At 39.2% G+C, this 24406-nt stretch carries 27 protein-coding genes; 15 read left to right on the top strand and 12 right to left on the bottom strand.

Annotated features, from left to right (window positions below; all coding sequences use genetic code 11):
* Nucleotides 1–124 precede the first annotated feature (124 nt).
* The gene (locus tag AC5YD2_RS09275; protein ID WP_496126061.1) at nt 125–577 is read right to left on the bottom strand and encodes an acyl-CoA thioesterase; all 453 of its coding nucleotides are present in this window, start codon (nt 575–577) and stop codon (nt 125–127) included.
* 172 nt (nt 578–749) lie between these two features.
* On the bottom strand, nt 750–2141 hold the full coding sequence (locus tag AC5YD2_RS09270; RefSeq protein WP_496126060.1) for a Do family serine endopeptidase: 1392 nt from the start codon (nt 2139–2141) through the stop codon (nt 750–752).
* Between the two features lie 229 nt (nt 2142–2370).
* Between AC5YD2_RS09270 and nadB the strand changes: the two genes are divergently transcribed.
* Nucleotides 2371–4023 (top strand): L-aspartate oxidase, encoded by a 1653-nt coding sequence (gene nadB / locus AC5YD2_RS09265; RefSeq protein WP_496126059.1) that lies wholly within the window; start codon nt 2371–2373, stop codon nt 4021–4023.
* Between the two features lie 121 nt (nt 4024–4144).
* Here nadB and AC5YD2_RS09260 read toward each other — a convergent pair whose 3' ends face one another.
* From AC5YD2_RS09260 to pabC, 4 genes are all read right to left on the bottom strand, one after another.
* Entirely contained in the window at nt 4145–4579 is a 435-nt protein-coding gene (locus AC5YD2_RS09260) for a PaaI family thioesterase (RefSeq protein ID WP_496126058.1), read from the bottom strand.
* A gap of 186 nt (nt 4580–4765) precedes the next feature.
* Nucleotides 4766–5368 carry a dTMP kinase gene (tmk, locus tag AC5YD2_RS09255; RefSeq protein WP_496126057.1) on the bottom strand — a complete coding sequence of 201 codons (603 nt, stop codon included), beginning with the start codon at nt 5366–5368 and terminating at the stop codon, nt 4766–4768.
* A 9-nt stretch (nt 5369–5377) separates the two neighbouring features.
* Nucleotides 5378–6361, bottom strand: a complete 984-nt coding sequence (gene mltG, locus AC5YD2_RS09250; protein ID WP_496126078.1) for an endolytic transglycosylase MltG — start codon at nt 6359–6361, stop codon at nt 5378–5380.
* 88 nt (nt 6362–6449) lie between these two features.
* Complete coding sequence (gene pabC, locus AC5YD2_RS09245) at nt 6450–7271, bottom strand: aminodeoxychorismate lyase (RefSeq protein WP_496126055.1); 822 nt, start codon at nt 7269–7271, stop codon at nt 6450–6452.
* Nucleotides 7272–7435: 164 nt separating this feature from the next.
* Between pabC and AC5YD2_RS09240 the strand changes: the two genes are divergently transcribed.
* The 6 genes from AC5YD2_RS09240 (at nt 7436) to AC5YD2_RS09215 (ending at nt 12957) form a co-directional block, all read left to right on the top strand.
* Nucleotides 7436–8440 carry a sulfate ABC transporter substrate-binding protein gene (locus AC5YD2_RS09240; protein ID WP_496126054.1) on the top strand — a complete coding sequence of 335 codons (1005 nt, stop codon included), beginning with the start codon at nt 7436–7438 and terminating at the stop codon, nt 8438–8440.
* Nucleotides 8441–8479: 39 nt separating this feature from the next.
* A complete protein-coding gene (locus AC5YD2_RS09235; RefSeq protein ID WP_496126053.1) occupies nt 8480–9097 on the top strand; it encodes an alpha/beta hydrolase in 618 nt (205 codons plus the stop codon).
* 80 nt (nt 9098–9177) lie between these two features.
* The gene (gene cysT / locus AC5YD2_RS09230) at nt 9178–10011 is read left to right on the top strand and encodes a sulfate ABC transporter permease subunit CysT (protein WP_496126052.1); all 834 of its coding nucleotides are present in this window, start codon (nt 9178–9180) and stop codon (nt 10009–10011) included.
* The gene (gene cysW, locus AC5YD2_RS09225; RefSeq protein WP_496126051.1) at nt 10008–10901 is read left to right on the top strand and encodes a sulfate ABC transporter permease subunit CysW; all 894 of its coding nucleotides are present in this window, start codon (nt 10008–10010) and stop codon (nt 10899–10901) included. The genes cysT and cysW overlap by 4 nt, the downstream gene beginning before the upstream one ends.
* A gap of 11 nt (nt 10902–10912) precedes the next feature.
* On the top strand, nt 10913–11974 hold the full coding sequence (locus tag AC5YD2_RS09220; RefSeq protein WP_496126050.1) for a sulfate/molybdate ABC transporter ATP-binding protein: 1062 nt from the start codon (nt 10913–10915) through the stop codon (nt 11972–11974).
* A 53-nt stretch (nt 11975–12027) separates the two neighbouring features.
* Nucleotides 12028–12957 (top strand): CysB family HTH-type transcriptional regulator, encoded by a 930-nt coding sequence (locus AC5YD2_RS09215; protein WP_496126049.1) that lies wholly within the window; start codon nt 12028–12030, stop codon nt 12955–12957.
* A gap of 118 nt (nt 12958–13075) precedes the next feature.
* Here the strand turns inward: AC5YD2_RS09215 and carO are convergent, their stop codons facing one another.
* Nucleotides 13076–13813, bottom strand: coding sequence for an ornithine uptake porin CarO (carO, locus tag AC5YD2_RS09210; protein ID WP_496126047.1), 738 nt, complete (start codon nt 13811–13813; stop codon nt 13076–13078).
* A gap of 304 nt (nt 13814–14117) precedes the next feature.
* Here carO and dapD point away from each other — a divergent pair, with 304 nt between their 5' ends.
* Together dapD and queE are read left to right on the top strand one after the other, a co-directional pair.
* Nucleotides 14118–14939, top strand: coding sequence for a 2,3,4,5-tetrahydropyridine-2,6-dicarboxylate N-succinyltransferase (dapD, locus tag AC5YD2_RS09205; protein WP_496126046.1), 822 nt, complete (start codon nt 14118–14120; stop codon nt 14937–14939).
* A gap of 96 nt (nt 14940–15035) precedes the next feature.
* Complete coding sequence (gene queE / locus AC5YD2_RS09200; RefSeq protein ID WP_496126045.1) at nt 15036–15746, top strand: 7-carboxy-7-deazaguanine synthase QueE; 711 nt, start codon at nt 15036–15038, stop codon at nt 15744–15746.
* A gap of 124 nt (nt 15747–15870) precedes the next feature.
* Here queE and filA read toward each other — a convergent pair whose 3' ends face one another.
* Nucleotides 15871–16746: a putative pilus system protein FilA gene (gene filA / locus AC5YD2_RS09195; RefSeq protein WP_496126044.1), complete on the bottom strand. Its 876-nt coding sequence runs from the start codon at nt 16744–16746 to the stop codon at nt 15871–15873.
* A gap of 219 nt (nt 16747–16965) precedes the next feature.
* Between filA and queC the strand changes: the two genes are divergently transcribed.
* The 3 genes from queC to AC5YD2_RS09180 all read left to right on the top strand — a co-directional run bounded on the left by queC (nt 16966) and on the right by AC5YD2_RS09180 (nt 18683).
* Complete coding sequence (gene queC, locus AC5YD2_RS09190; RefSeq protein ID WP_496126043.1) at nt 16966–17637, top strand: 7-cyano-7-deazaguanine synthase QueC; 672 nt, start codon at nt 16966–16968, stop codon at nt 17635–17637.
* 17 nt (nt 17638–17654) lie between these two features.
* A complete protein-coding gene (locus tag AC5YD2_RS09185; RefSeq protein ID WP_496126042.1) occupies nt 17655–18062 on the top strand; it encodes a hypothetical protein in 408 nt (135 codons plus the stop codon).
* A gap of 165 nt (nt 18063–18227) precedes the next feature.
* Nucleotides 18228–18683, top strand: a complete 456-nt coding sequence (locus tag AC5YD2_RS09180; protein ID WP_496126041.1) for a peroxiredoxin — start codon at nt 18228–18230, stop codon at nt 18681–18683.
* A gap of 135 nt (nt 18684–18818) precedes the next feature.
* On the opposite strand, the gene AC5YD2_RS09175 is transcribed toward AC5YD2_RS09180, so the two are convergent.
* Nucleotides 18819–19478, bottom strand: a complete 660-nt coding sequence (locus AC5YD2_RS09175; protein ID WP_496126040.1) for a LysE/ArgO family amino acid transporter — start codon at nt 19476–19478, stop codon at nt 18819–18821.
* A gap of 104 nt (nt 19479–19582) precedes the next feature.
* On the opposite strand from AC5YD2_RS09175, the gene AC5YD2_RS09170 reads away from it, so the two are divergent.
* The gene (locus tag AC5YD2_RS09170; RefSeq protein ID WP_496126039.1) at nt 19583–20494 is read left to right on the top strand and encodes a LysR family transcriptional regulator ArgP; all 912 of its coding nucleotides are present in this window, start codon (nt 19583–19585) and stop codon (nt 20492–20494) included.
* A 201-nt stretch (nt 20495–20695) separates the two neighbouring features.
* On the opposite strand, the gene AC5YD2_RS09165 is transcribed toward AC5YD2_RS09170, so the two are convergent.
* A complete protein-coding gene (locus AC5YD2_RS09165; protein ID WP_496126038.1) occupies nt 20696–21274 on the bottom strand; it encodes a nicotinate-nicotinamide nucleotide adenylyltransferase in 579 nt (192 codons plus the stop codon).
* A 103-nt stretch (nt 21275–21377) separates the two neighbouring features.
* Here AC5YD2_RS09165 and AC5YD2_RS09160 point away from each other — a divergent pair, with 103 nt between their 5' ends.
* Nucleotides 21378–22181, top strand: a complete 804-nt coding sequence (locus AC5YD2_RS09160) for an enoyl-CoA hydratase-related protein (protein ID WP_496126037.1) — start codon at nt 21378–21380, stop codon at nt 22179–22181.
* A gap of 93 nt (nt 22182–22274) precedes the next feature.
* The gene (locus AC5YD2_RS09155) at nt 22275–23033 is read left to right on the top strand and encodes a nitroreductase family protein (RefSeq protein ID WP_496126036.1); all 759 of its coding nucleotides are present in this window, start codon (nt 22275–22277) and stop codon (nt 23031–23033) included.
* Nucleotides 23034–23057: 24 nt separating this feature from the next.
* Here AC5YD2_RS09155 and AC5YD2_RS09150 read toward each other — a convergent pair whose 3' ends face one another.
* Together AC5YD2_RS09150 and AC5YD2_RS09145 are read right to left on the bottom strand one after the other, a co-directional pair.
* Nucleotides 23058–23372 (bottom strand): NGG1p interacting factor NIF3, encoded by a 315-nt coding sequence (locus AC5YD2_RS09150; protein ID WP_496126035.1) that lies wholly within the window; start codon nt 23370–23372, stop codon nt 23058–23060.
* Complete coding sequence (locus tag AC5YD2_RS09145; protein ID WP_496126034.1) at nt 23366–24268, bottom strand: LysR family transcriptional regulator; 903 nt, start codon at nt 24266–24268, stop codon at nt 23366–23368. The genes AC5YD2_RS09150 and AC5YD2_RS09145 overlap by 7 nt, the downstream gene beginning before the upstream one ends.
* Between the last annotated feature and the right edge of the window lie 138 nt (nt 24269–24406).

Raw genomic sequence — 24406 nt, 5'->3', positions numbered from 1 at the left:
GATGTTTAATGAATTGCTGACGATTATAGCAGATGGTTTTTTCAAAGTATTCAAAAATAATCATAAGCCAAGGTTGAAATATCCAAACTTCATTCGAATGATTAATCCTATCCAATATTAATGATCATCCCAAATACAACTGACTAAAATCCAATGGATTGATGTCTTCCGCCAGTGGTTGGTAAGCCTGAGTAAATGTCGGCGACATGCGTTTTGGGCGACCTGTAGCGATTTCGACACACGCCCATTTGGTATTTGCGACAAATAAAACACTTTGATCGGTAGGTCTATAGAAAACATATTGTCGAAAAGAGTACAAAGCATTGATTTCGCTTAACCAAGTACGCAAAATAATGTCTTCATCTTGCATTGCTGCTTTTCGATATTGCACATGATGTTCAACAGCCACCATCGCATGTTTTAATTCTAAATACTGTGTAACACCCAACCCTAAAGCTTCAATATGAGCGGTTGCAACGTCTTGCATCCAACTGACATAAACAACGTTATTTACATGACCCAATACATCAATATGCTCAGGCTTTACTTTTAGTTTTAAGTCAAAAATAGTACTCACGCAACAACCTTGTTTTTATGTAAATCTCTAGAGTTCACAAATTTAACAAAGCACATGAATAATTGAAACCACCAATAACTCAAACTCCTCATAAAAAATCCACTCAAAATTGAGTGGATTTTTATTCGACTTGATTTGCTTTAAATCAATTTAGAAGCGAAAAATGACAAAATTAACGGATACGTAAACCAATAATTGCATTCTGACCTTGACGCACGATTGCAACACGAGCAACAGTATTGGCTTTTAGATCTGCGACAGATTCAACAAAATCATTCGCACTCGTGATTTGCTTACCATTGATTTGTGTGATCACATCGCCCGCTTGAATACGTGATTGTGCAGCCAGACCACCACGAACCACATCTTGTACATATACACCACCTTTGACATTTAAGCGCTGCAATTCAGTTGGACTTAGCCCACGAATCGAAATACCGAGGACAGGTCCTTTCTGAGCTTTAGCTGTTGTACTGCCTGTAGACTTCGCAGGAGTATCGTCTGGTGCAGTCGTTAATGTCGCTGAAATTACACGTGGTTTGTCATCTCTAAGTATTTCTAAATTAATACTTTGATTTGGCGAAGTACGATTCAGATAGTTAAGCAAGTCAGAAGTACGTGAAATAGGTGTGCCATTAAACTTCAAAATCACGTCACCCGCTCGCATACCTGCTTTTGATGCAGGAGAGTTCGGTGCAACTTGGGTAATGAGAGAACCTTCGGGTTTTGAGAGTTTATAAGCTTCAGCCAAATTACGATCAATGTCTTGTAACATCACACCGAGATAAGAGCGAGTCACTTTACCATTCTTTTTCAATTGATCAGCAACATCCATGGCGACATCAATAGGAATAGAGAATGACAAGCCCATATATCCGCCTGTGCCACTGAAAATTCGTGAATTGACGCCAATAACCTGACCTTGCTGATTAAACAAAGGGCCACCCGAATTACCTGGATTCAACGCAACATCAGTTTGAATAAAAGGTACTGAATTCTCATCGCTTAGCATATTTCGTGATTTTGCGCTCACAATTCCCGCAGAAGCAGAATAATCAAAGCCGAATGGGGAACCAATTGCTAAAACAGGTTGTCCGACTTTAAGTTGATCAATATTCCCTGTCGATAAAGCTGGGAAATTAGAACCTGTCACTTTTAATAATGCAACGTCCGTTCGTGCATCACTTCCTACAACTTTTGCATCAATTACACGACGGTCATTGAGAACAATGGTCACCTCAGATGCATCTTCAACCACATGGTGATTGGTCAGTAGATAACCATCTTTCGAGATAAAAAAAGCACTACCAAAAGCGGTCTTTTCTTGAGGCGCTTGCTGTTGAGGAATAATAATTTGGTTACCAAAAAAACGTTTCAAAATTTCAGGAACCTGTTGCTGTAATAACTCTTCCTGAGACATTTTTTTAACAACATTGACACTTACCACCCCCGGACTCACTTGTTCAACCAAATGAGAGAAATCTACAGGTGCTGATGCATTTACTTGAGCAGCCATTGTAAAAGCAATAGCGAACATTCCTTTTTGCATTAAGCGATTATTCATAAAACCTTTACTCACGGATTTTGATTTTTTGATAGCTATGTTTTTAGCATAGTAATTTATATATTTAAGTAAATAAATGTTTCTAATTTTTTAAAAAACAATACTTTACTTAATTTTTCCTTAAAATCTGATCGCTTAGTCATTTTCCACACATTTTTGGTCTTTGGGAGTATTGTTTTTTGGTGAAAAAAAGAGTGTTATGGACAGACTTTTTTGACTAAATTAGCGAATGGAAATGTCTGATTCAAATCAAAGTCTTCATTTTGATGTGATTATTGTCGGTAGCGGTGGTGCTGGTTTAAGTTTGGCCCTCTCACTTCCCGATCATTATCGCATCGCAATCCTTGCAAAATCTCATCTGACTGATGCCAGCACATATTATGCTCAAGGTGGGGTTGCAGCAGTACTTGATCAATCAGATTCACTCCAACAACACATTGATGACACGTTAATTGCTGGTGCACATTTATGTGAAAAGCAAGCGGTAGAACATACGGTTGAAGGTGGCAAGCCTTCGGTAGATTTCTTGCTTAAACATGGCGTTCAATTCACATTAGATGAACATGAACAACTGCACTTGACCCGTGAAGGTGGACATTCACAGCGCCGAATTATTCACAGTGCAGATGCAACGGGTAAGGCCATATCAACCACATTAGTCCAACGTGTACAAGAAAAACAAAATATTCAAATATTTGAAAATTACATCGCGATTGATCTCATCACATTGCATAAATTAGGTCAAAAGGATCATGATAATCGTGCGCTTGGTTTGTACGCACTGGATGAACAGTCGGAACAGGTCATTACTTTTCTAGCGCCATTTACGGCACTTGCCTGTGGTGGTGCAATGAAAGCCTACTTGTATACTTCAAATCCAGATATCGCTACAGGTGATGGGATCGCCATGGCGTATCGAGCAGGTTGTCGCGTGGCCAATATGGAATTCAACCAGTTCCATCCAACGTGTTTATATCACCCACAAGCCCGTTCATTTTTAATTACTGAAGCAATGCGTGGCGAAGGTGCTTATCTGAGATTGCCTGATGGTGAGCGTTTCATGTTACGTTTCGACGAGCGTGCCGAACTTGCACCCCGCGATATTGTCGCTCGTGCGATTGATTACGAAATAAAACGTTTGGGTATACGTCACGTTTGGCTCGACATCACCCATCAACCAGAAGACTTTGTCAAAGCGCATTTCCCTACCCTCTACGAACGATTACTTGAACTCGGTATTGATATTACTAAAGAGATGATTCCAGTCGTTCCTGCAGCTCATTACACCTGTGGCGGCGTAATGGTCGATGACCATAGTCAAACGGATATTTCTGGACTGTATGCCATCGGTGAGACTTCTTATACAGGTCTTCACGGCGCAAACCGTATGGCCAGCAATTCATTACTAGAATGTTTTGTGTACGGCATGAGTGCAGCTAAACATATTCAATCTCAATTTACGCCTGATTTTGAAGTGCCTAGCGTTCCTGCATGGGATGCAAGCCAAGTTGAAAATCCTGATGAGGATGTCGTGATCCTACAAAACTGGGATGAGCTCCGCCAGACCATGTGGAACTATGTTGGAATTGTACGTACTACAAAACGTCTCGAACGTGCGCTTAACCGTATCGAAATGTTGAAATCTGAAATTACTGAATATTACCAAGACTATCATGTCAGCAAAAATTTGATTGAATTGCGTAATTTAGTGCTCGTTTCCGAGATGATTATCCGCTGTGCGATGCAACGTAAGGAGTCACGTGGTCTGCATTACACACTGGATTATCCTGAGCTTTCTAATGAGCTTCGTAAAACCATTCTTACTCCACCAAATTTTCAAGTTGAAAGTCCGTTGGTAGACGAAGTAGTTGAATTTGAGTGAGTTTTAATACACTGAATTGGAGTGTGTTTAATCCGAACTAAAAGAGCGAAATAATCTCGCTCTTTTATTTTTTTAAGATGTTAAACCTAGCTCATGAAGCTTAGATTCGTTTAAATCAACATCAATACGCTGAAAGTGATGATCTTTGGGGAGGAATCGAATACGTTCCTGTCACATGCGCAATCGGTTCCTCTGAATCCACAGAATACAAATAAACATCACCCACAATTAACACCTTACCCACTTTCATCAACCTACATACACCACGAATATTTTTACCCGCCGATGGTTTTCTTAAAAAGTTAATATTCAAATTGGTGGTCACAGTTAATCCAACAATCCCGATTTCACCTAAAATCGCAATATAGAGTGCATAATCAGCCACTGTCATCATGGTTGGACCCGAGACTGTTCCACCTGGTCGCAGATCATTTTCATCGACATGAAAAATAACAGTTGCGCCTTGATCAACGACAGACTCAATTTCACATTTCACTAGACTTTGAGGAAATTCACGCTCTAAAAATGCCAAAATTTCTGCTTTATTACTTTTCATTATTTTCTACTCGTCATTGTTATCGCTCTTCGTCCTGAATATTGATTTATTACTTATTGTAATATAGAGATATTTGGAATGAGGTGCATTAACTTAAGTGATCAAAGTCAGATCCTATTTAAGCAAAGCACTTTCATCACCCAATATCTCTTCAAAGCATCTCAATCTGACACTTACAACTCTGCATTAAACAGTTAAATAACTCAGTGCAAGATTAAACACTTGTTCTGGTGTTTGAGTCGCATCAAGACGTTTCACTCGTTCTGGTTGTGCTTGATAGAGTTCCTCAAAACCCGATCTAACTTTTTCAAAAAAAGCGACCTTCTCTTGCTCAAAACGGTCTAAAGCTCCACGCTCCCGCGCACGCAGCATGCCTGTCTCAATAGGAGCATCTAGCCAAAAAGTAATATCTGGCATTTTGGCCACGAAGTGTTCATTCAAAAGCTGTAACTTTTCACGACTTAAGCCACGCCCTGCACATTGATAGGCAAAACTTGAATCGGTAAAACGATCACATAACACCATTTTACCGTCTGCCAATGCAGGTAATATCACTTGTTGCAAATGTTGTGCACGTGCGGCATACATCAACAGCAACTCTGTATCGTTCGACATGTTTTCATCGTGATTAACAGACAGCAATAGTGAACGAATTTGTTCTGCTAATGGTGTCCCCCCCGGTTCACGAGTCAATACCACTTCTTGCCCAAGACGTTGAAAGTGCTCGTACAACTTACGAATCAGCGTTGTTTTACCTACACCTTCAGTGCCTTCGAAACTAATAAACATTCACTATCCTTAATTTTTAGAACGGATCACCGACAAATATTCCTGAACGGCGCGGTTATGATCTTGCAAATTCGAACTAAACTTATGACCGCCATTACCGGTTGCTACAAAGTAGATTTGATCTGAATTGTCTGGGTGCATTGCAGCTTCAATGGCTTTAGAACTTGGCAATGCAATTGGCGTTGGTGGCAAGCCATTGATGGTATAAGTATTATAAGCCGTCGGCGTACGTAAATCTTGGCGTGTGATATTACCCTTATAAGCATCACCCATACCATAAATTACAGTCGGATCGGTCTGTAGACGCATCCCCATTTTTAAACGACGAACAAATACACCTGAGACTTGCTCCAGTTCACTATCGACACTGGTTTCTCGTTCAATAATCGAAGCCATAATCAACGCTTCATACTTATCTTTATAAGGTAAATCCGTAGCACGTTTTTCCCATGCGGCATCTAAAGCCTTCATCTGACGTTGATACAAATTGGTTAAAATTTTACGATCAGTTTCGCCTTTGGCAAAGAAATAGGTATCAGGTGCAAATAAGCCTTCAGGATGATTAAAAGGAATATTCAATTCTTTCAACATTTCAGCATAAGGTAAGTGAGCCACTTCTTTCGTTACAAGATCATCCTTCTTTAAGCTTTCAATGAGTTGCTTAAAATTAGTTCCTTCAATCACCAATATACGATTCATCTGTGCATTATCTGCATCTGCAAATAAGTCCAAGACCTGACGAACACTCATGCCTTGTTTCACTTCATACACACCTGCTTTCATCGTGTCATGAATCATGAACCTTTGATAGATTTTAAGAATCATCGGGAAGCTCACTTGATCTTCTTTGGCTAGACGATCAATAAACCCAGAATATGTATCACCCTCACCAATGGCGATCATCTGCTTTTGACCTTCGACTGGATAGTTTTTAAATAAACTTGACCACAACACAGTGATTCCAATCAGAACAAGCCCAATAAAGACCACCATGAACCCTTTAAATCGTTGAGGAGAGGTTTGATTTTTATTATTTGTTTCAGATTTTGTTTCAGATTTTGTTTTAGGTTTTGTTTTAGGATTAGACATAGTCATGCATCTGATTCAACTGAAGAAAATTAAAAAGTTCAACACAAGGCTGAACCTCTAGAAAAGTATCATTAAATTGGTGAACTGCTTTCATCGGACTCAAAGCATTACAGAAGAATAAACTTTCGATTTGATCAATCTCTTCTAAATCGACGTAACGCTGAACACAAGCAATATTAAGTTGTTGCATTCGGCTTAAAATCAATGCACGCATCACACCATGGACGCCATTATAGCGAAGTTCTGGTGTAATCCATGTATTGTTTATCTTAAAGAAGCAATTACTGCTCACTCCTTCAACAACTCCACCTTGAACATCTGTCACCAAGGCTTCAATCCACTCATATTGATCCGCTTCTTGTTTCAGCAAGACTTGTTCCAATCGATTTAAACTTTTAATGCCCACCAAATTTGGCATTTGCAAACCCATCGCTAAATTAAGCGTACCACTCTGAATTATCTCGATTTGAAATGATGTTAGATTTTGCGGATAGTACAACACATAAAGATCAGCTGGATGATCAGGCAGACCATAACCGCGCTGTCCTAAGCCTCGGCTCACGATGAATTTTAAAGTCCCATTTAAAGTGCGGTGATTCTGTCGTAAATATGACAAACTTGATTCAATGAGTGTTAAGTCAATGTCGAAACTTAACCGTTCAGCGGAATTTTTGAGTCGTGCATAATGCAAATCCGCCAACTCCAAATGGTCGTTCAATATTCGAGCGGTGCTAAAAAAGCCATCACCATAATGAAAAGCACGGTCTAGAACATCAATTGAATCCACAACCTTAGCATTTCTTAAACAAATCATAGTGCAATGCCCTATTGGGTGAGTCGAATTGAATGATACATTTAACGATTCACTTATCTCATTTATTCATATAAAATTCATTTTTTATTATTTTTTATGGATAAAGAGAAAAGATATTCTGCTCGCATGCTGTCAAACTTAAAAAATATTTCAGGATTATATACATGCGACTATCAAAATTAAAACTCGGATTGCTTGTTGCACTGGTTTCAACATCTTCTGCTGTTTCAGCTGCACGTGATCTACTCAACGTCTCTTACGATCCAACGAGAGAGCTTTATGTTGAAGTCAATAAAGAGTTCGGTGCATATTGGAAAAGTCGCACAGGTCAAGACGTCAACTTTCGTCAATCGCATGGTGGTTCTGGCAAACAAGCGCGTTCCGTGATTGATGGTTTAAATGCCGATGTAGTGACATTGGCATTGGCAGCGGATATCGATGCGATTGCAGAAAAAACAACGCTATTACCTAAAGATTGGCAAAAGAAATTTCCGAATAACTCGACCCCTTATACATCAACGATTGTTTTCCTTGTGCGTAAAGGCAATCCCAAGGGCATCAAAGATTGGGGTGACATCGTTAAACCAGGTGTTGAGATCGTCACGCCAAATCCTAAAACTTCAGGGGGTGCCCGTTGGAACTATCTTGCGGCATGGGCTTGGGCAAAACATCAACTGGGTGGTAACGATACTAAAGCACAACAATTCGTCCAAAATGTTTATAAACACACCAAAGTTTTAGATTCTGGCGCACGTGGTTCAACGACGACATTTGCTGAACGAGGTATTGGTGATGTTCTTTTGGCTTGGGAAAATGAGGCACATTTAGCAATTCGTGAACAACCGGGTAAATTTGAAATCATCACACCTAGTCTTTCAATTTTGGCTGAGCCACCTGTCGCAATCGTTGAGAAAAATGTAGAAAAATCGGGGAATCAACATTTAGCTAGAGGTTATTTGAACTTCCTTTATTCACCTAAAGGTCAAAACATTGCGGCGAAAAACTTCTATCGCCCACGTAACCAAGCAGTTCTAAGCAAATATTCAGTATTCAAACCTTTGAAACTTGTGACCATTGACCAAGAGTTTGGTGGTTGGGCGAAAGTGCAAAAAGCCCATTTTGAGAATGGTGGTGTATTTGATCAAATCATCAAGGCGAATGCAAAATAATCCGTATATAGACGCATTTTAAACATGGGAGTGAACAACATGCATACAGTTATTGTTCCGGGCGTAGGTGGTAGTGATTACGACCATTGGCAATCATGGTTGCAACGCCAACTGATGTGCTGCTCTCGTGTTCAGCAACAAGATTGGAATGATCCTGTCCTTAATCAATGGGTCAGCAACTTTATAGAAACTGTCTCAGTTGTAAGTGGACATATCCAAATTGTGGCGCACAGTTTTGGTTGCTTAACCGCTGTGGCTGCAATCGATCGACACCCTGAATTGGCAAGAAAAATCAAAAAACTGATTTTAGTTGCCCCTGCCAATCCTGCCCGATTTGGCGATCAAGGTTTTGCACGAAATAGTCAAAATGATTACGCTTCATATTTTCATCAAATTAAATTGAAAATTCCCACGGATATGATCATCAGTGAAAATGATCCATGGTTAAGTTTTGAAGATGCAAAAAAGTTAGCTCATTTTTGGCAAGTATGTCCGACGAATATCGGAGCTGCAGGTCATATTAATGTTGCATCAGGCTTTGGTCCTTTTCCTGAAATCTACAACCATATGTATACCGAACAAATGGATTCAGAAAAGTTAAACAGTCTTATAAGCAATACTGATGACAACAAGTTGTATTACAAATTTGCAATCTAAGCTTAGCATTTTATCCTTAGCAAGATTTTACATTATTTAGCTCACTGACTTCGGTGAGCATCTCTCATTGAGGAGTCGTCATGTCGCAGCGATCCCGAGTGCTGCCAGGATTTGGTCTATCTCTAGGCTTTACCCTCGCATATTTGTCATTAATTGTTCTGATTCCTTTATCTGCTGTATTTATCAAATCAATGGGTATCGGTTGGGATGGTTTATGGGAAATCTTAAGTTCAGAACGTATTCTTAAATCTTTACAACTCAGTTTCTCTGCAGCCATTATTGCTGCATTGGTCAATGTTGTTTTTGGTCTATTATTGGCGTGGTGTTTAGTACGCTACAGCTTTCCGGGTAAACGAATTGTTGATGCATTGGTCGATCTACCTTTTGCACTTCCTACGGCGGTTGCTGGTATTGCATTGACGTCTCTCTATGCGCCAACAGGTTGGATTGGTCAATATCTTGAACCCTTGGGTATCAAGGTTGCTTACTCTCCAATTGGTATTACTTTAGCATTGATTTTTATTGGTTTGCCTTTTGTCGTTCGTACTGTACAACCTGTACTTGCTGATTTAGAAACCGAACTCGAAGAAGCAGCTTCTGCTTTAGGTGCGACGCGTCTTCAAATTGCAACCAAAGTCATTCTGCCTATTCTGTTTCCTGCACTCATCACGGGTTTTGCTTTGGCATTCGCACGTGGTGTCGGTGAATACGGTTCGGTCATTTTCATCGCAGGTAATCAACCTTTCGAAACAGAAATTGCGCCTTTGATGATTATTTCTCGTTTAGAGGAATATGACTATGCAGGTGCAACCACAATTGCTGTTGTGATGTTGGTGCTTTCATTCTTTATTCTGTTTTTGATTAACTTGCTACAAGCATGGGCAAGCCGTCGTACAGGGAGAACTGCACAATGAGCTTAAATACCAATAGCAATGCTTTAGCTGAAAAATTACAGTCTCGTGATGCAACACGTGAACCGACATGGGTTCGTTATACACTGATCACGATTGCGTTAATCTTCTTCTTGAGTTGCTTAATTCTACCGTTAATCTTGGTTTTTGTAGAAGCCTTTAAACAAGGTGTTGGCGTTTACGCTCAAGCGTTAGTTCATCCTGACACCTTATCCGCAGTGAAGCTCACGCTTTTAACGGCGATCATTGCAGTACCTTTAAACGTGGTGTTTGGTGTGGCAGCAGCTTGGTCTGTGGCCAAGTTCAACTTCCGCGGTAAATCAATCCTGACCACCATTATTGATATGCCATTCTCTGTATCCCCTGTGATTGCAGGTTTGATGTTGGTATTGATGTTTGGTACTCAGGGTTGGTTTGGCGGTTGGCTGATGGATAACGACATTAAGATCCTTTATGCCGTTCCAGCCATTGTTTTAGCAACCATCTTTATTACTGTTCCTTTTGTGGCACGTGAGTTAATCCCACTAATGGAAGCACAAGGAACTGAAGAGGAAGAAGCTGCTATCGTATTGGGTGCTTCTGGTTGGCAAACCTTTTGGAAAGTGACCCTTCCCAATATTAAATGGGGTTTAATTTACGGTGTGATTCTTTGTAATGCACGTGCAATGGGTGAATTTGGTGCAGTCTCGGTGGTCTCTGGTCACATTCGTGGCGAAACCAATACCCTGCCACTGCATGTAGAGATTCTCTACAACGAATATACCTTCAGTGCTGCATTTGCTGTTTCATCACTCTTGGCATTGCTTGCAATCGTGACCCTAATTCTAAAAACGTGGGTTGAAATTCGCCAAGAAAACCAAAGCAAACGTAACGAAGATTCACAAGCTTCTTAAGGAATGACCGCATGAGTATTCAAGTCAAAAATATTGAAAAACACTTTGGTGCATTCCATGCACTCAATAATATCTCTCTCGATTTTCCAGATGGTCAATTGGTTGCATTATTAGGCCCTTCAGGCTGTGGTAAAACCACACTGCTACGTATCATCGCAGGTTTAGAGTCTGCAGATAGTGGTCAAGTCATTCTAGAGGGTGAAGACTCAACCAATGTCCACGTTCGTGAACGTCAAGTCGGTTTCGTATTTCAACACTATGCTTTGTTCCGTCACATGACTGTGTTCGACAATATCGCGTTTGGTCTACGTGTTCGACCACGTGCGACGCGACCTTCTGAATCTGAAATTAAAAAACGTGTCACGCGTTTATTAGACCTCGTTCAATTAGGCTTCTTGGCTGATCGCTACCCTGCACAGCTTTCAGGCGGTCAACGACAACGTATCGCTCTTGCACGTGCTTTGGCTGTTGAGCCTCGTGTATTGTTACTGGACGAACCATTTGGTGCGTTAGATGCCAAAGTTCGTAAAGAATTGCGTCGGTGGTTAAGAACCTTACACGATGAATTACACATCACGTCAATTTTCGTGACACATGACCAAGAAGAAGCGTTAGAAGTTGCTGATCAAATTATTGTGATGAACAAAGGTAATGTCGAACAAATTGGTTCACCCCGTGAAGTCTATGAAAAGCCTGCGACTCCATTTGTATTTGACTTCTTAGGTCAAGCAAATCGCTTTGAAGGTCAAAACCACAATGGCATCATTCAAATCGGTGAAGATCGTATTCAAGTGCCACAAGCCAAAGATTCTCCACAAGGTGACGTGATTGCTTTTGTTCGCCCAGATGAGCTGACCATTCACGCTCAACCGACTGAAAATGCCTTCCAAGCCACTTTCCTGCGAGAAGTTTGGATTGCAGGGAAAGTGGTTGCAGAATTGCAAAGTCGTCAAGGTAATCTGATTGAAATCTTGCTTACGCCCGATGAAGCCAAACGCCATCAGTTCCGTCCAAATCAAACGGTTTGGTTAAGCACCAATACCTTGCATCTATTTGCAAATCAAGTGGCTTAACACATAGTAAAATGGGGCATTCAACTGCCCCATCCTTTTCAGGATAGAAAAATATGAATTTCCAACAATTAAGAATTATTCGTGAAACCGTTAGACAAAATTTTAATTTAACAGAGGCCTCTGCTGCACTTTATACTTCTCAATCGGGTGTGAGCAAGCATATTAAAGATTTAGAAGATGAGCTTGGCGTACAACTGTTTATTCGTAAAGGTAAACGCTTGCTTGGCCTCACTGAACCAGGTCAATCATTACTTGGCATAGTTGAGCGTATGTTAGTTGATGCAGACAATATTAAACGCCTAGCAGATGATTTTAACCGCGTAGATGAAGGGACGCTGACGATTGCTACCACACATACTCAAGCACGTTATGTACTACCGCCAATCGTCAATTCATTCAAAAAGTTATTTCCAAAAGTTCATTTGATTTTACAACAAGCCAGCCCTGTTGAAATTTCGGAAATGTTACTTACAGGTGCTGCAGATATCGGTATTGCAACTGAGTCATTAACGACAGAAGACAATTTAGCCAGTGTACCTTTCTATAATTGGAAACATTGCATTATTACCCCACAAAACCACCCTTTAGCTCAACTCAACCCACGTGAAATCACATTAGAACGTTTGGCTGAACATCCGATCATTACTTATCACGGCGGTTTTACAGGTCGTTCTAAAATCGATAAAGCATTTGAAGAAGCGGAACTCGATGTAGATTTAGTGATGTCAGCACTGGATGCCGATGTCATCAAAACTTATGTAGAACTGGGGATGGGCTTAGGCATTGTCAATGATGTCGCTTATGACACTGAACGTGATCATCGATTAAAACAAATTCATACTGATTTATTTGGCGTAAATACTACTTGGATTGCCGTTCGTAAAGGACATTTACTTCGTGGTTATGGTTATGAGTTTATTTCACTCTGTGCACCAAGTGCCGATATTAAAGCCCTTAAGAAAATTGCGTATCCTGATGATTGATCGATAGATTGATCAACATCGAAATAGGAGCCTTAGCTCCTTTTTTAATCATTAATAAATCAAAGAATCAAAGATGAGACAAAAAAAACGAGCCGAAGCTCGTTTTTTTATTTGGATCTTACCAGTGGAAGCTTAAACCCACTTTACCAACTGGAAGCCATTCGTATTTATCGTCGTTACGGATTTTGTCTTCTTCACGTTGTACAGATACATCGATCGGAGCACCACCAGCACCATTCGTTAAATTACCATAACTTTCTAAATTAACAGAAGGGTTACCTGTATAGAAAGCACCAACTTCACCAAATACGCCAATATTTTTAGTCACTTTAGGTGCGAAACCCAAACCTACATATGGAGCGAAATCATTTTTGTAACTTTGAGTACCACGTACACCACCAAGACCTGTGTAGCTTACGTCATCAACTTTGAGTGAACCTTCAGCATTTTTGTTACGCTTATCTAAACCATATTCGTTGTCGATATATCCAACACCCGCTGCCATATATAGACCTTGAGCCCATACATTTTCGCTTGCACCCCAAGGACGGATTTCAGCATTTAAATAACCAACGCTGTTATCCATATCTAAATCGTATTTTGTACCATTAATTGACAAATCATCAGACCAAGAAATGTCACCGCCGTTATAACCTAGCGCCAAACCTACATATGGGTTCGCAGTCCAAAGTAAAGCACCACCATAACCAGTTGTACCTACTTCAGCACGTACGCCTGTAGGGATCAATTGATTTGCTTCAAATACGTTACCGCTTTGAACAACTTGAGTTTCAGCCATAGCCAGACCAGAAGTTGTCAACGCAACAGACACTGCAAGTAATTTAAACACTTTCATTTATTTCTCCTCAAGATAATGAGTTGTTCTTTAATCATTAATGTGTTTCGACTCGCAAGAATCATAGACGATAATTGCCTCACTATTAAGCCACAAATTGATTATTTTTTGTTATTTTTTGATACAATTATGTTCTACTTGTTGTTTTTAAAGAGTTTTACATGCTCACCAATTAATCAATTCATTACTTTTTCTTTTGCTTCAGAAAATACGAATCAATTTTTTGTACAGGCATGTGATTTTTTTCTAAATTTTGGGGCTTTTACTGTAGAATCTTTAAAAATTTTTAAGGATAGACAAGACGATGTCTCAGCTTTCAACAATCATTGAACAAGCATTTGAAGATCGCGCTAACTTTACAGCGGTTGATTGCCCTACTGAAATCCGTCAAGCAGTAGAGGAAGCTATTGCTGGATTAGACAATGGCACACTACGTGTAGCTGAAAAAATTAATGGTGAGTGGGTTGTTCATCAATGGTTAAAGAAAGCGGTATTATTATCTTTTAAAATCAATGATAATAAACCAATTGAGTCATGTGATCTTCGTTTCTACGACAAAGTAGAGACCAAATTCAACGGTTGGACTGAAGAGCAGTTCAAAGCAGTCGGTGTTCGTGTTGTTCCTCCCGCTGTTGCACGCAAAGGCTCTTTTCAAGCTAAAGGCGTGATCTTAATGCCTTCTTATGTGAACATCGGCGCTTATGTAGATGAAGGCACAATGGTGGATACATGGGCGACTGTAGGTTCATGTGCTCAAATTGGCAAAAATGTGCATTTATCAGGCGGTGTAGGGATCGGTGGTGTACTTGAACCCCTTCAAGCGAATCCGACGATTATTGAAGACAATTGCTTCATTGGTGCTCGTTCAGAAATCGTTGAAGGTGTTGTGGTCGAAGAAGGTTCTGTGATTTCAATGGGCGTATTCATTGGTCAATCGACTAAGATTTATGACCGTGCGACTGGCGAAATCCATTATGGTCGCGTACCAGCAGGTTCTGTGGTTGTGGCTGGTAGCCTTCCGTCTAAATGCGGTACATACAGCTTATATGCTGCAATTATCGTAAAAAAAGTGGATGCACAAACACGTTCTAAAACGAGTTTGAATGATTTATTACGCGAAGATTAAAATCTGCTTAATCTCTGAGGACTACAATAGTCTTGCGTCTCTACGGTCAGACATGATCGTAGAGATTTTATTTTTTGTATTGATGGTAATTTTATAATGAGTGCGCTCCGTTCTTCTACTATCCCTGTTACTGATCCGTCTGCGGGCTTACGTATCACGGAGATATTTTATTCATTACAAGGTGAAGCCAATACCTTAGGCTTACCGACAGTCTTTATTCGTCTGACAGGATGTCCTCTGCGCTGTAGCTATTGCGATACGACCTATTCATTCGAAGGTGGTGAACGTCAATCTTTAGAAGAAATCATTCAAACCACTTTGGATTTCAAAACGCCTTATGTCTGCGTGACAGGTGGTGAACCACTGGCGCAGCCAAATGCACTTCCACTAATGCAAAAATTAGCGGATTTAGGTTGTGAAGTTTCTTTAGAAACCAGCGGTGCGTTAGATGTGTCTAGAGTAGATCCTCGTGTTTCTAAAGTGCTTGATTTAAAAACACCGACGTCGGGTGAAGATAAGCGCAATTTAATGTCTAATCTTGACCACTTGACTCAACATGATCAAATCAAATTTGTGATATGTAATCGTGAAGATTACGAATGGTCTAAATTTCAAGTTGAGCAATACAAGCTCAATGAGAAAGTCAGTACGGTTTGGTTCTCACCTGCTTTTGCCATCGAAAAAGGCGCTGTCCGTTTACCTCAGTTAGCACGTGATCTTGCACAATGGATTTTAGAAGACCACATCCCTGTTCGTTTTCAGCTTCAACTGCATAAATTATTATGGAATGATGAAACTGGACGTTAAGTTTTTTATTTTTAGTTTATAAAACAAAAGCATCTTCACAATTGATTGAAGATGCTTTTATTAAAATTCTATATTTTACAGATCAACACCTATATGTTTAAGCATCTAGAATAAACATTCAAAATTAGTGTCCAGTGACTTTAATCGTCGTTCCATTTAAGTTCAGCCCTCTGATCTCTATATCTCCAAATGATTTAGTATTCGGATTATTGAGATCACCCGCGCTCACGCCCCAAATCATGGCATTAATGCCACCAGCATCTCCTAAGCGATTTATTTTAAGATTCAGCCCATCTTCTTTGACTGATCCAGCGACATCGAAATCTAGATTGGTAACGCCAAAACGACCGGGTTGTGAGTTTTGCAAGCTAATATATTCCATACCCAAAGAACCACCGCCGCCATGGTCATTTAACTTATAACCTTCGATACGCAAACCATCTTTGAAAATACCATTCATACTGAGTAAACCACCTTGTGGGGTCGAACCTAATTGAATATTGGTATTGAGATTCGAGATATACACTTTCATATTATCTAAAATTTTGGTTGCGTTGGTATATCCACGCACAGCACCAACTTTTTGGTTAGAAGCCCCGACCCAAATATCACCGGTATTAATCGTAAGATCTTGAGGAACACTCACCCCAACATTCACAAAAGCCCCATCAGCACCTTGTCCTGCATCTGTGTCAATTTTAAGAATGACATTGATATTGGCAGAACCAGAGGATAGAGAAAGTGGATTATTACCTTTGCCATCTGCAGTACCAAAAATAAGCGCACCCGCTTGTTTTGTACCTCCGATGAGCGCATTTCCAAGACCGTCATTATCGTGATAAATCACTTCAGCCTGTATTGGTCCAGTGGGCACAACGCTGATGGTCAAGCCATCTTGCCCTGTGAGTAATGACAATTCATCGTCTGTGAGTATTTCTACAGCCCATGCAGGCGCTGCAAAGCATGCAACCCCTAGTACAAGGCAAGTCATTTTTTTCATTTGCTATCCCTAATTTTTATTGTTTAGCTTGTTTGTATATTTATCAACCACTGGTCAATTATAGTTAATAAAAACTAGTTTTCAATCACATTTTTAAGATTTTAATACTAAATAGTGATCGGTTTTTTTGAATGTATTGAATACGATGAAGCTTTCAACCAAATGCTCAAATTAAGGCTATAATAACGTTTTATTTTTCATGTTTTGTGGAGTTCTCCTATGCGTCCTCGTGCCATTGTCTTGTTATCTGGTGGACTCGATTCAACAACCTGTCTCGCTTGGGCACAAGCACGTTATGAATGTATAGCAATCAGTTTTATGTATGGTCAACGCTCAACCACTGAACTTGATGCCGCACGTGAACTCACTCAAAAAGCAGGTGTTGAACATCGCGTCATCAACATTGATTTGGGTAATTTAGGTGGCTCTGCCTTAACAGATCACAGCATTGAAGTCCCTGATCATGAGCAAAGTGGTATTCCTGTAACTTATGTTCCAGCACGTAACACTATTTTCTTGTCATATGCCCTCGCAGCTGCAGAAGTTTTTGAAGCTGAAGCGATTGTGATTGGCATCAATGCTGTTGATTATTCTGGGTATCCAGACTGTCGTCCAGAATTTATTGAGGCTTTTGCCAATATGGCTCGACTTGCAACTAAGGTTGGTGTCGAAGGAAAACCTCTTAAATTTGAAACACCTCTGTTACATTTATCCAAAGCAAATATCATTCGCTTAGGCATTGAACATGGCGTAGACTACAGTCAAACGGTGTCTTGCTATCAAGCTGACAACCTCGGTCGAGCTTGTGGAACGTGTGACAGTTGCCGTTTGCGCAAACAAGGTTTTGCTGATGCAGCTGTTACTGATCCGACTCGTTACATTCCAGAGTAAATAGGATTTTTTTACTGATGAAATCAAATATTTTTCTTTCTAGTGTTTTTGCTGTCGCTACTTTATTTTCTGCTTCAACTTTCGCGGCTCCAGCTACTGATAACCAAACAAAATTACAATCGATTTATAAATCTAGCAATATCAAACAAGGCTTAATCAATGCCTGTGTTGAAGAGCAAAATAAAATGGGTGCTGCAAAAGTTTTATCTAAAACTGAAGTGACCCAACTTTGTAAATGTAATGTTGAATCTCAAGGTCGTATGACCAATGCAGATCAATGGGAATTGCAAAGTGCTCAAAATGCGAAAGATAAAGATAAATATGTTGGTTTAATGCAAAAATTTGGTAAATCCGAACAGCCAAAAGTGAAAGCATGTTTAGGTACTGCACTCGATACTAAACTTGCAGGCATGCAAAAGAAATAATTGATTTCTACATCCAATAAAGCCACCAATGCGTGGCTTTATTTTTACTTAAATTTTATCAAAGTAGAACTGTGGGACACTCAAAATTAAGAGTTCACTTCAAATCATTCAATTTTATAACGGCCCAATTCAGCTATACTTATTTTAAACATTGAGAGATTAATAATGAGCGATATCACCCTTCCGAATCAAATATTCCCAACTACACACTCTGAAGTGAACCTTAGTGAGCTCAATGCTGAATGGCTGATTTTATATTTTTACCCTAAAGACTCAACACCCGGCTGTACCACTCAAGCTGTAGGTTTTTCATGCCTTAAAGACCAGTTTGACGCATTGAATACAACGATCTATGGAATCTCTCGTGATTCAGTGAAAGCACATCAGAACTTTACTGAAAAACAAGCCCTCACCATTGATTTGATCAGTGATAAAGAAGAAGTCTTGTGTCAACACTTTGATGTGATCAAAGAAAAGAATATGTACGGTAAAAAAGTGATGGGCATTGAGCGTTCTACGTTTATTTTCAACAACGGCAAGTTAGTAAAAGAATATCGTAAAGTGAAAGCAGCGGGTCATGCTGAACAAGTTTTAGAAGATCTAAAAGCTTTACAAGCTTAAGATTTGACAGAACGATGTAAGCTGATCATTTACTTATCAATTGACTCAGCTTGCATCGATCTCGATATTGTTTGATTCACTCCATATAGATTCATGCCATATAAATGCGATTAAAAAAAATTAAATCAAATAAAATCAGACAGACAATAATAAACTGATCGCGATTGACCACATTATGATGCCAATCACGCTATCCAATATCTTCCAAGCCTTTGCATTTTGAAAAAATGGAATTAGAAACTTCGTTGCATAACCCAAGCTAAAAAAGAACAGCCACGATGAGCATACCGCACCGAATGCGAACCACCATTTATAAGCATCATATTGAGTGGAAATGGAGCCAACTAAAACCACAGTATCAAGATAAACATGCGGATTCAGCCATGTAAAAGCCAAACAAAGCGCGATGACTTTCAGTAAATGATCTGGATGAGCTTCTTTTAGCCAGAGCGATTTTTGATGTTTAAAAGCACTATAGAAATGCTGTACACCATAAACCATTAAAAATAATGCACCAAAGTATTTTGAAAATTCTATGACCTGAGGGTAGTTTTGAATCACTTGAGCAAAGCCAGCTACACCTAACAATATAAGCAAAGAATCTGAAAATGCACAGATGGTACAAATTAAAAAGACATAATGTTGTTTTAAACCTTGTTTCAAGATAAAAGCATTTTGTGCTCCAATCGCAATAATCAGACTCAAGCCAATCAAAAAACCACTGATCACTGCATAAAATTCAGCGCCTTTAAATTGCTCTAATCCTCCTTTAAAAAAAGCTAAAATCTCAAACATTGAATCTCCCCCATTGATGAATGGGTTCATTATTCTCGAAAATTCTTTTAAATCATTAAAACTGAGTTAATATCAATTTATCTAAAATAAATTTAGTTAGCTTAATGTTAAATCATAAACAAACCGAAGCTTTTTTTGCTGTTGCTCAAACAGGGAGTTTTGATTTGGCGGCTCAAGTATTGAATATCACTGCATCCGCTGTGACTTTAAGAGTGCAACAACTTGAAAAACAACTGGGACATTTATTATTGGTTCGAGACCGACCTTGTCGCGTTACTCAAGCAGGTGAAACCTTAGTTCATTATTTACAACATCAAAAATTATTAGAACAAAGCCTCTTTCAAGACTTAGGCGGAAAAAACCTTGAGCATGATTTCTTTCAACTCAACATTGCCACCAACGCAGACTCTTTGGCTTCTTGGTTACTCCCATGTATTCAGGACAGTCTAAAACAACATCGAATCACCCTGCATTTCCATGTGGATGATCAGTCTCAAACTCATCATTTACTTGAAGCGGGTCGTGTTAATGCTTGCTTAACCACACAATCAGATGCGATGAAAGGTTGTGTTGCTGAATATCTAGGAGATATGCGCTATCACCTGTTGGCAACGCCGCAGTTTATAAAAGAATGGTTTCCAAAGGGCTGTGATCGTGAAAGCTTAAGACACGCTCCTGCTGTGATTTTCAATGACAAGGATCGCTTACATACTGACTTTATCTTGGAAAGTTTTGGACTTTACTCAAATCAATATCCTCAACATGCCATTCCTTCTTATAGTGCCTTTTATGATGCTATTGATGCAGGCTTAGGTTTTGGTTGGATCCCTGAATTTCAGGCTGAAGAAGCGCTTAAACATGAAAAGTTAATTCATGTGATTCCAAATACGATACTAAAAGTGAGTTTGTATTGGCATCACTGGAAACATCAGTCACCTCAATTGAAGCAATTAACTGAAATCCTAAAACAATCAGCTCAACAAAATATGAATACTCTGTACTCACATGAAGTTTAGCTTTATAAATTAAGCTACTTTCTGATTGATCAATTCTTAATCTAGTTTTTAAGTGGGACTTTTGAATTTGACAGCTTTTCAACTTTAGCATTCAAAGCTACCTATTCTCATTAAAAGAATAGGCTGTAAATGAAATGATCATCGAAATCAGAATACTTCTTACACAATGGAAAACTTAGCTGTTAACTAAATTGCTTTAATTTAGATTGCTTGGTCTAAATTGCTTTTGTCATTTTGTTCAAACTTCAATCTGAGTTGCTGATAGATTTCTGTTTTTTTAAATTCTTCTAAGAACTGTTGTGTTCCCAATGGAAACTCACGCTCGATAATCGCACCACGATAATATGCTTCACGTAACGGCGTCGCAGAAATTGCACCTTTTAAACTCTCCAGTTCGAGCATTTGCCATTCTGGAAAGAATTTTAAATAATAAGATGAATCATCTTTGAAATGCCCAATTAAACCGACTCTATCATTCAGTTGAACGACTTCTGCCACCAATGATTTGACCAGTTTTTGCCACTTTTCATCATTATAAACATCAATCACATGGACAAAGTGGATTCGTGCTTGATCTTCTTTCGAAAAATTTGAAAGAATCATCTGTTCACGTTCTTCAGCCGAAAATGGATTTTTGATATTGCGTTCATTTTGGGCTGAACCTAAAGCTAGAATGACATTTTGGCTCTTTTCCAAAGCAATTTTAATGGTTTGCATATGTGCCAAATGGAAAGGCTGAAAACGACCAATGTAAACTAAATAATCAAATGTATATTTCATAATGAATTAACTTTTTATGAACTCATCAGTTGTGTCTACAAAAAAAATATGCGACATAATGAATGCATAAAATTAAATGAAGTCTTAAAGCAAGGATAGTACGATGACGCTAAGCTGTATTCAACAACCACATGAACATTTAAATGCAAACCTTGATAATGGGGTGCTGACTTTAGCCATCAATCGCCCTCAAGCGAAAAATGCGCTGTATGCTGAACTTTATCTTTGGATCGCAAATGCTTTGGATGAAGCAGATCAAGATAAAACCGTTCGTGTGGTGATTTTACGTGGTGCTGATGCTGATTTTAGTGCTGGCAATGACATGCAGGACTTTATGAAGTCTGTAGCAATGAAGGATCAGATTCGTCCACAAGACGGCCCTCCCTTTGTTTTACTCAAATCTGCCGCCAAATTTTCTAAGCCTTTAATCATCGCCGTTCGAGGTGTTGCGATTGGAATTGGGGTAACGATTTTGCTCCATGCGGATTTGGTCTATACAGACAATACTGCACTCTTCCAAATTCCATTTGTAAGCCTGGGTTTGTCTCCTGAAGGTGCATCAAGCAAACTATTAGTTGAACAAGCCGGTTATCATCAGGCAGCTGAATTACTGCTAACTGCACAAAAGTTCAATAGTGAAAAAGCACTTCAAATGGGTCTAGTAAACAGTATTGAAGAGGATGCTTATGCAAAAGCAACTCAGCAAGCGCAGACCCTTGCTGCATTACCACTTGCCTCATTGGTACAAAGTAAAGCGTTGATGAAGCACAATGTAAAAGAAATCATCGAATGGATTGACCATGAAGCTGAAATCTTTATGCAACGTGTTGGCTCACCTGAGATGATGGAAGCTGTGGGCGCTTTTATGCAAAAACGTAAACCAGATTTTACTCAATTTAACTCATGATTGGTTTAGGCTAATTAATGTCTGTGTATGGCTCATCGTTTTTCATATTCGATGAGCTTTTCTAACTAAATGTGGTTGAAATAAGTAAATATGATGAATTCCAGTTCTAATCACAAGAAAAGATATATCGAAACAGCACCGCAAAACATTGATGTCGAAAACTTTAAATCTGTGGTGAAAAGCCGTCGTTCAGTGCGCAAATTTACCGACAAAGCGATTCCAGCTGAAGTTTTAAATGATTGCTTAGATATGGCTTTGCTCGCGCCCAATTCCTCTAACCTTCAGCCGTGGACATTCTATGTTGTTAAATCTGATTCAATGAAAAAAGCCATCGTTAAAGCTTGCTTGAATCAGTGGGCTGCTCGCACGGCTGCAGAGTTGATTGTCTGTGTTGCACGTACTGATCGCTTAGATGAAATGGCAAAACGAAATATCAATGAATTTCCTTTTCCTGAAGTTCCACCTTTGGTGAAAAAATACTACACCTATATTCCCTACAATTATAAAACCGGGTTATTCAATGCCATCGGTCACTTTAAGAAGGTGACTTTCACGGTTGCACGACAGTTCGGCAAACAACTGCCTGTGACTGCATTTAAACCTGAAGACAGTATTTTATGGGCAACCAAAACCACGGCACTTGCCTGTGAGAATTTGGTTTTAGCTTTGCGAGCACATGGTTTTGATAGCTGTATGATGGAAGGTTTTGATGAACCTTTAGTTCGTAAAACTCTAAACCTAGGTCATCAACAATATCCAATTATGGTCATTGGTGCAGGTGAACGTGCAGAAGATGGTGTGTTCTTTCCGCAGTATCGTTTTGATCGTGAACTGTTTATTCAAGAGATTTAAGGTCAAAAATACTTAAATCTACGTCTAATTAATGTCGATCAATTGAATAAATTCAAAAGCAGGCTCTTCATAAGGATGGCTTGATTTTAAAGCTTGAGCGACGTATTTCGCTTTAGCTTCAGGGACAATGGTTTCTACACGCCATTCAGGAATTTGTTCTAATGTATCAGTTTCACCAATATATGGCTTTGCCCCTTTAACAGGTTTAAATTGCCCCATACCTAAGACTTGCCAAGCACAGTGTTCATAGTTGCCTATCCCACCTGCCCCCGCTTCAAAAATAGCAAGTTTAGTGGATTCAAGATGAGATTCAGGAACGTAATAAATCAGTTTCAACATTGTACTGGCTCTTTAATACCTTGTTCAACCAATCGCTTTAAAGTCTTTACGGTCATACTCAACGCCTCATTTTTTGCTTGACGAGGATAAGTCGCATATAAACCAAGTTGAGGTAATTCTATATCTATTTCAATAATTTTGATATTTTGATTAAGAAACTTGAGCAAATATGAAGGTGTAAAACTTAATCCCATTCCCATATTGATCAAATTAATATGTTGCAATACATTAGTCACCCAAAGTATTCGATCATCCATTTTCTCAAAAGGGACCAACTGATTCAATTTTTCATAAAATATTGGTGATGCATTCTGCTCACACATAATCATATTCTGATTTTTTAATTCACTTGTTTTAAGTACACGTTTTAGTGAATGCAAATGCTCCGCACCGACCAAATGAATCTGTTCTGTTAATATATGAATATTTTCAAAATCAGGATGATCCAACTCATAACGAGTAAAACAAATATCCAATTCTGCATTACGAAGTTTTTGAATTTGCTCAATACAGGTCAGGCTATGTAAATGAATTTTAAGATCTGGAATATTATTTTTCAATTCAGTAAAAATTCTCGGCATGATTTTTAATTCTGCTACATTTAAAAATCCAATGTGGATCTGATTATTTTTTTGCTGTGCAACCTGCCTCGCCACTGCAATTGCTTGTTTCGCATTTTCTAGCGTTAACTCAGCATATTTCTGAAATGCCTGCCCCTCATCAGTCAAAATTACTTTTCGAGTGGTTCTATCAAATAACGCGACACCGACTTCATGTTCTAAGTCCTTGATTTGCTGGCTTAATGAAGGCTGAGCGGTATAGAGCTTTTCTGCCGCTTTGGTAAAGCTTTGCTCCTGCGCCACGGTCATAAAATAGCGTAAATGTCGAAGTTCCATATTCTGTGCTTTATCCTGAGCAGAATCGATTTTACACCTTCGCGTTCAACACGCAAAAGAACTAAAATTATATAGATGGATAGTTTATATGAATACAACTTTGGCACACGATGATTTTTTCCTAAACTCGCATTGAAA

The organism is Acinetobacter sp. CY73, assembly GCF_059515865.1.
The sequence above is the reverse complement of the archived record's forward strand: the minus strand, read 5'-3'. Positions and strand labels throughout refer to the sequence as shown.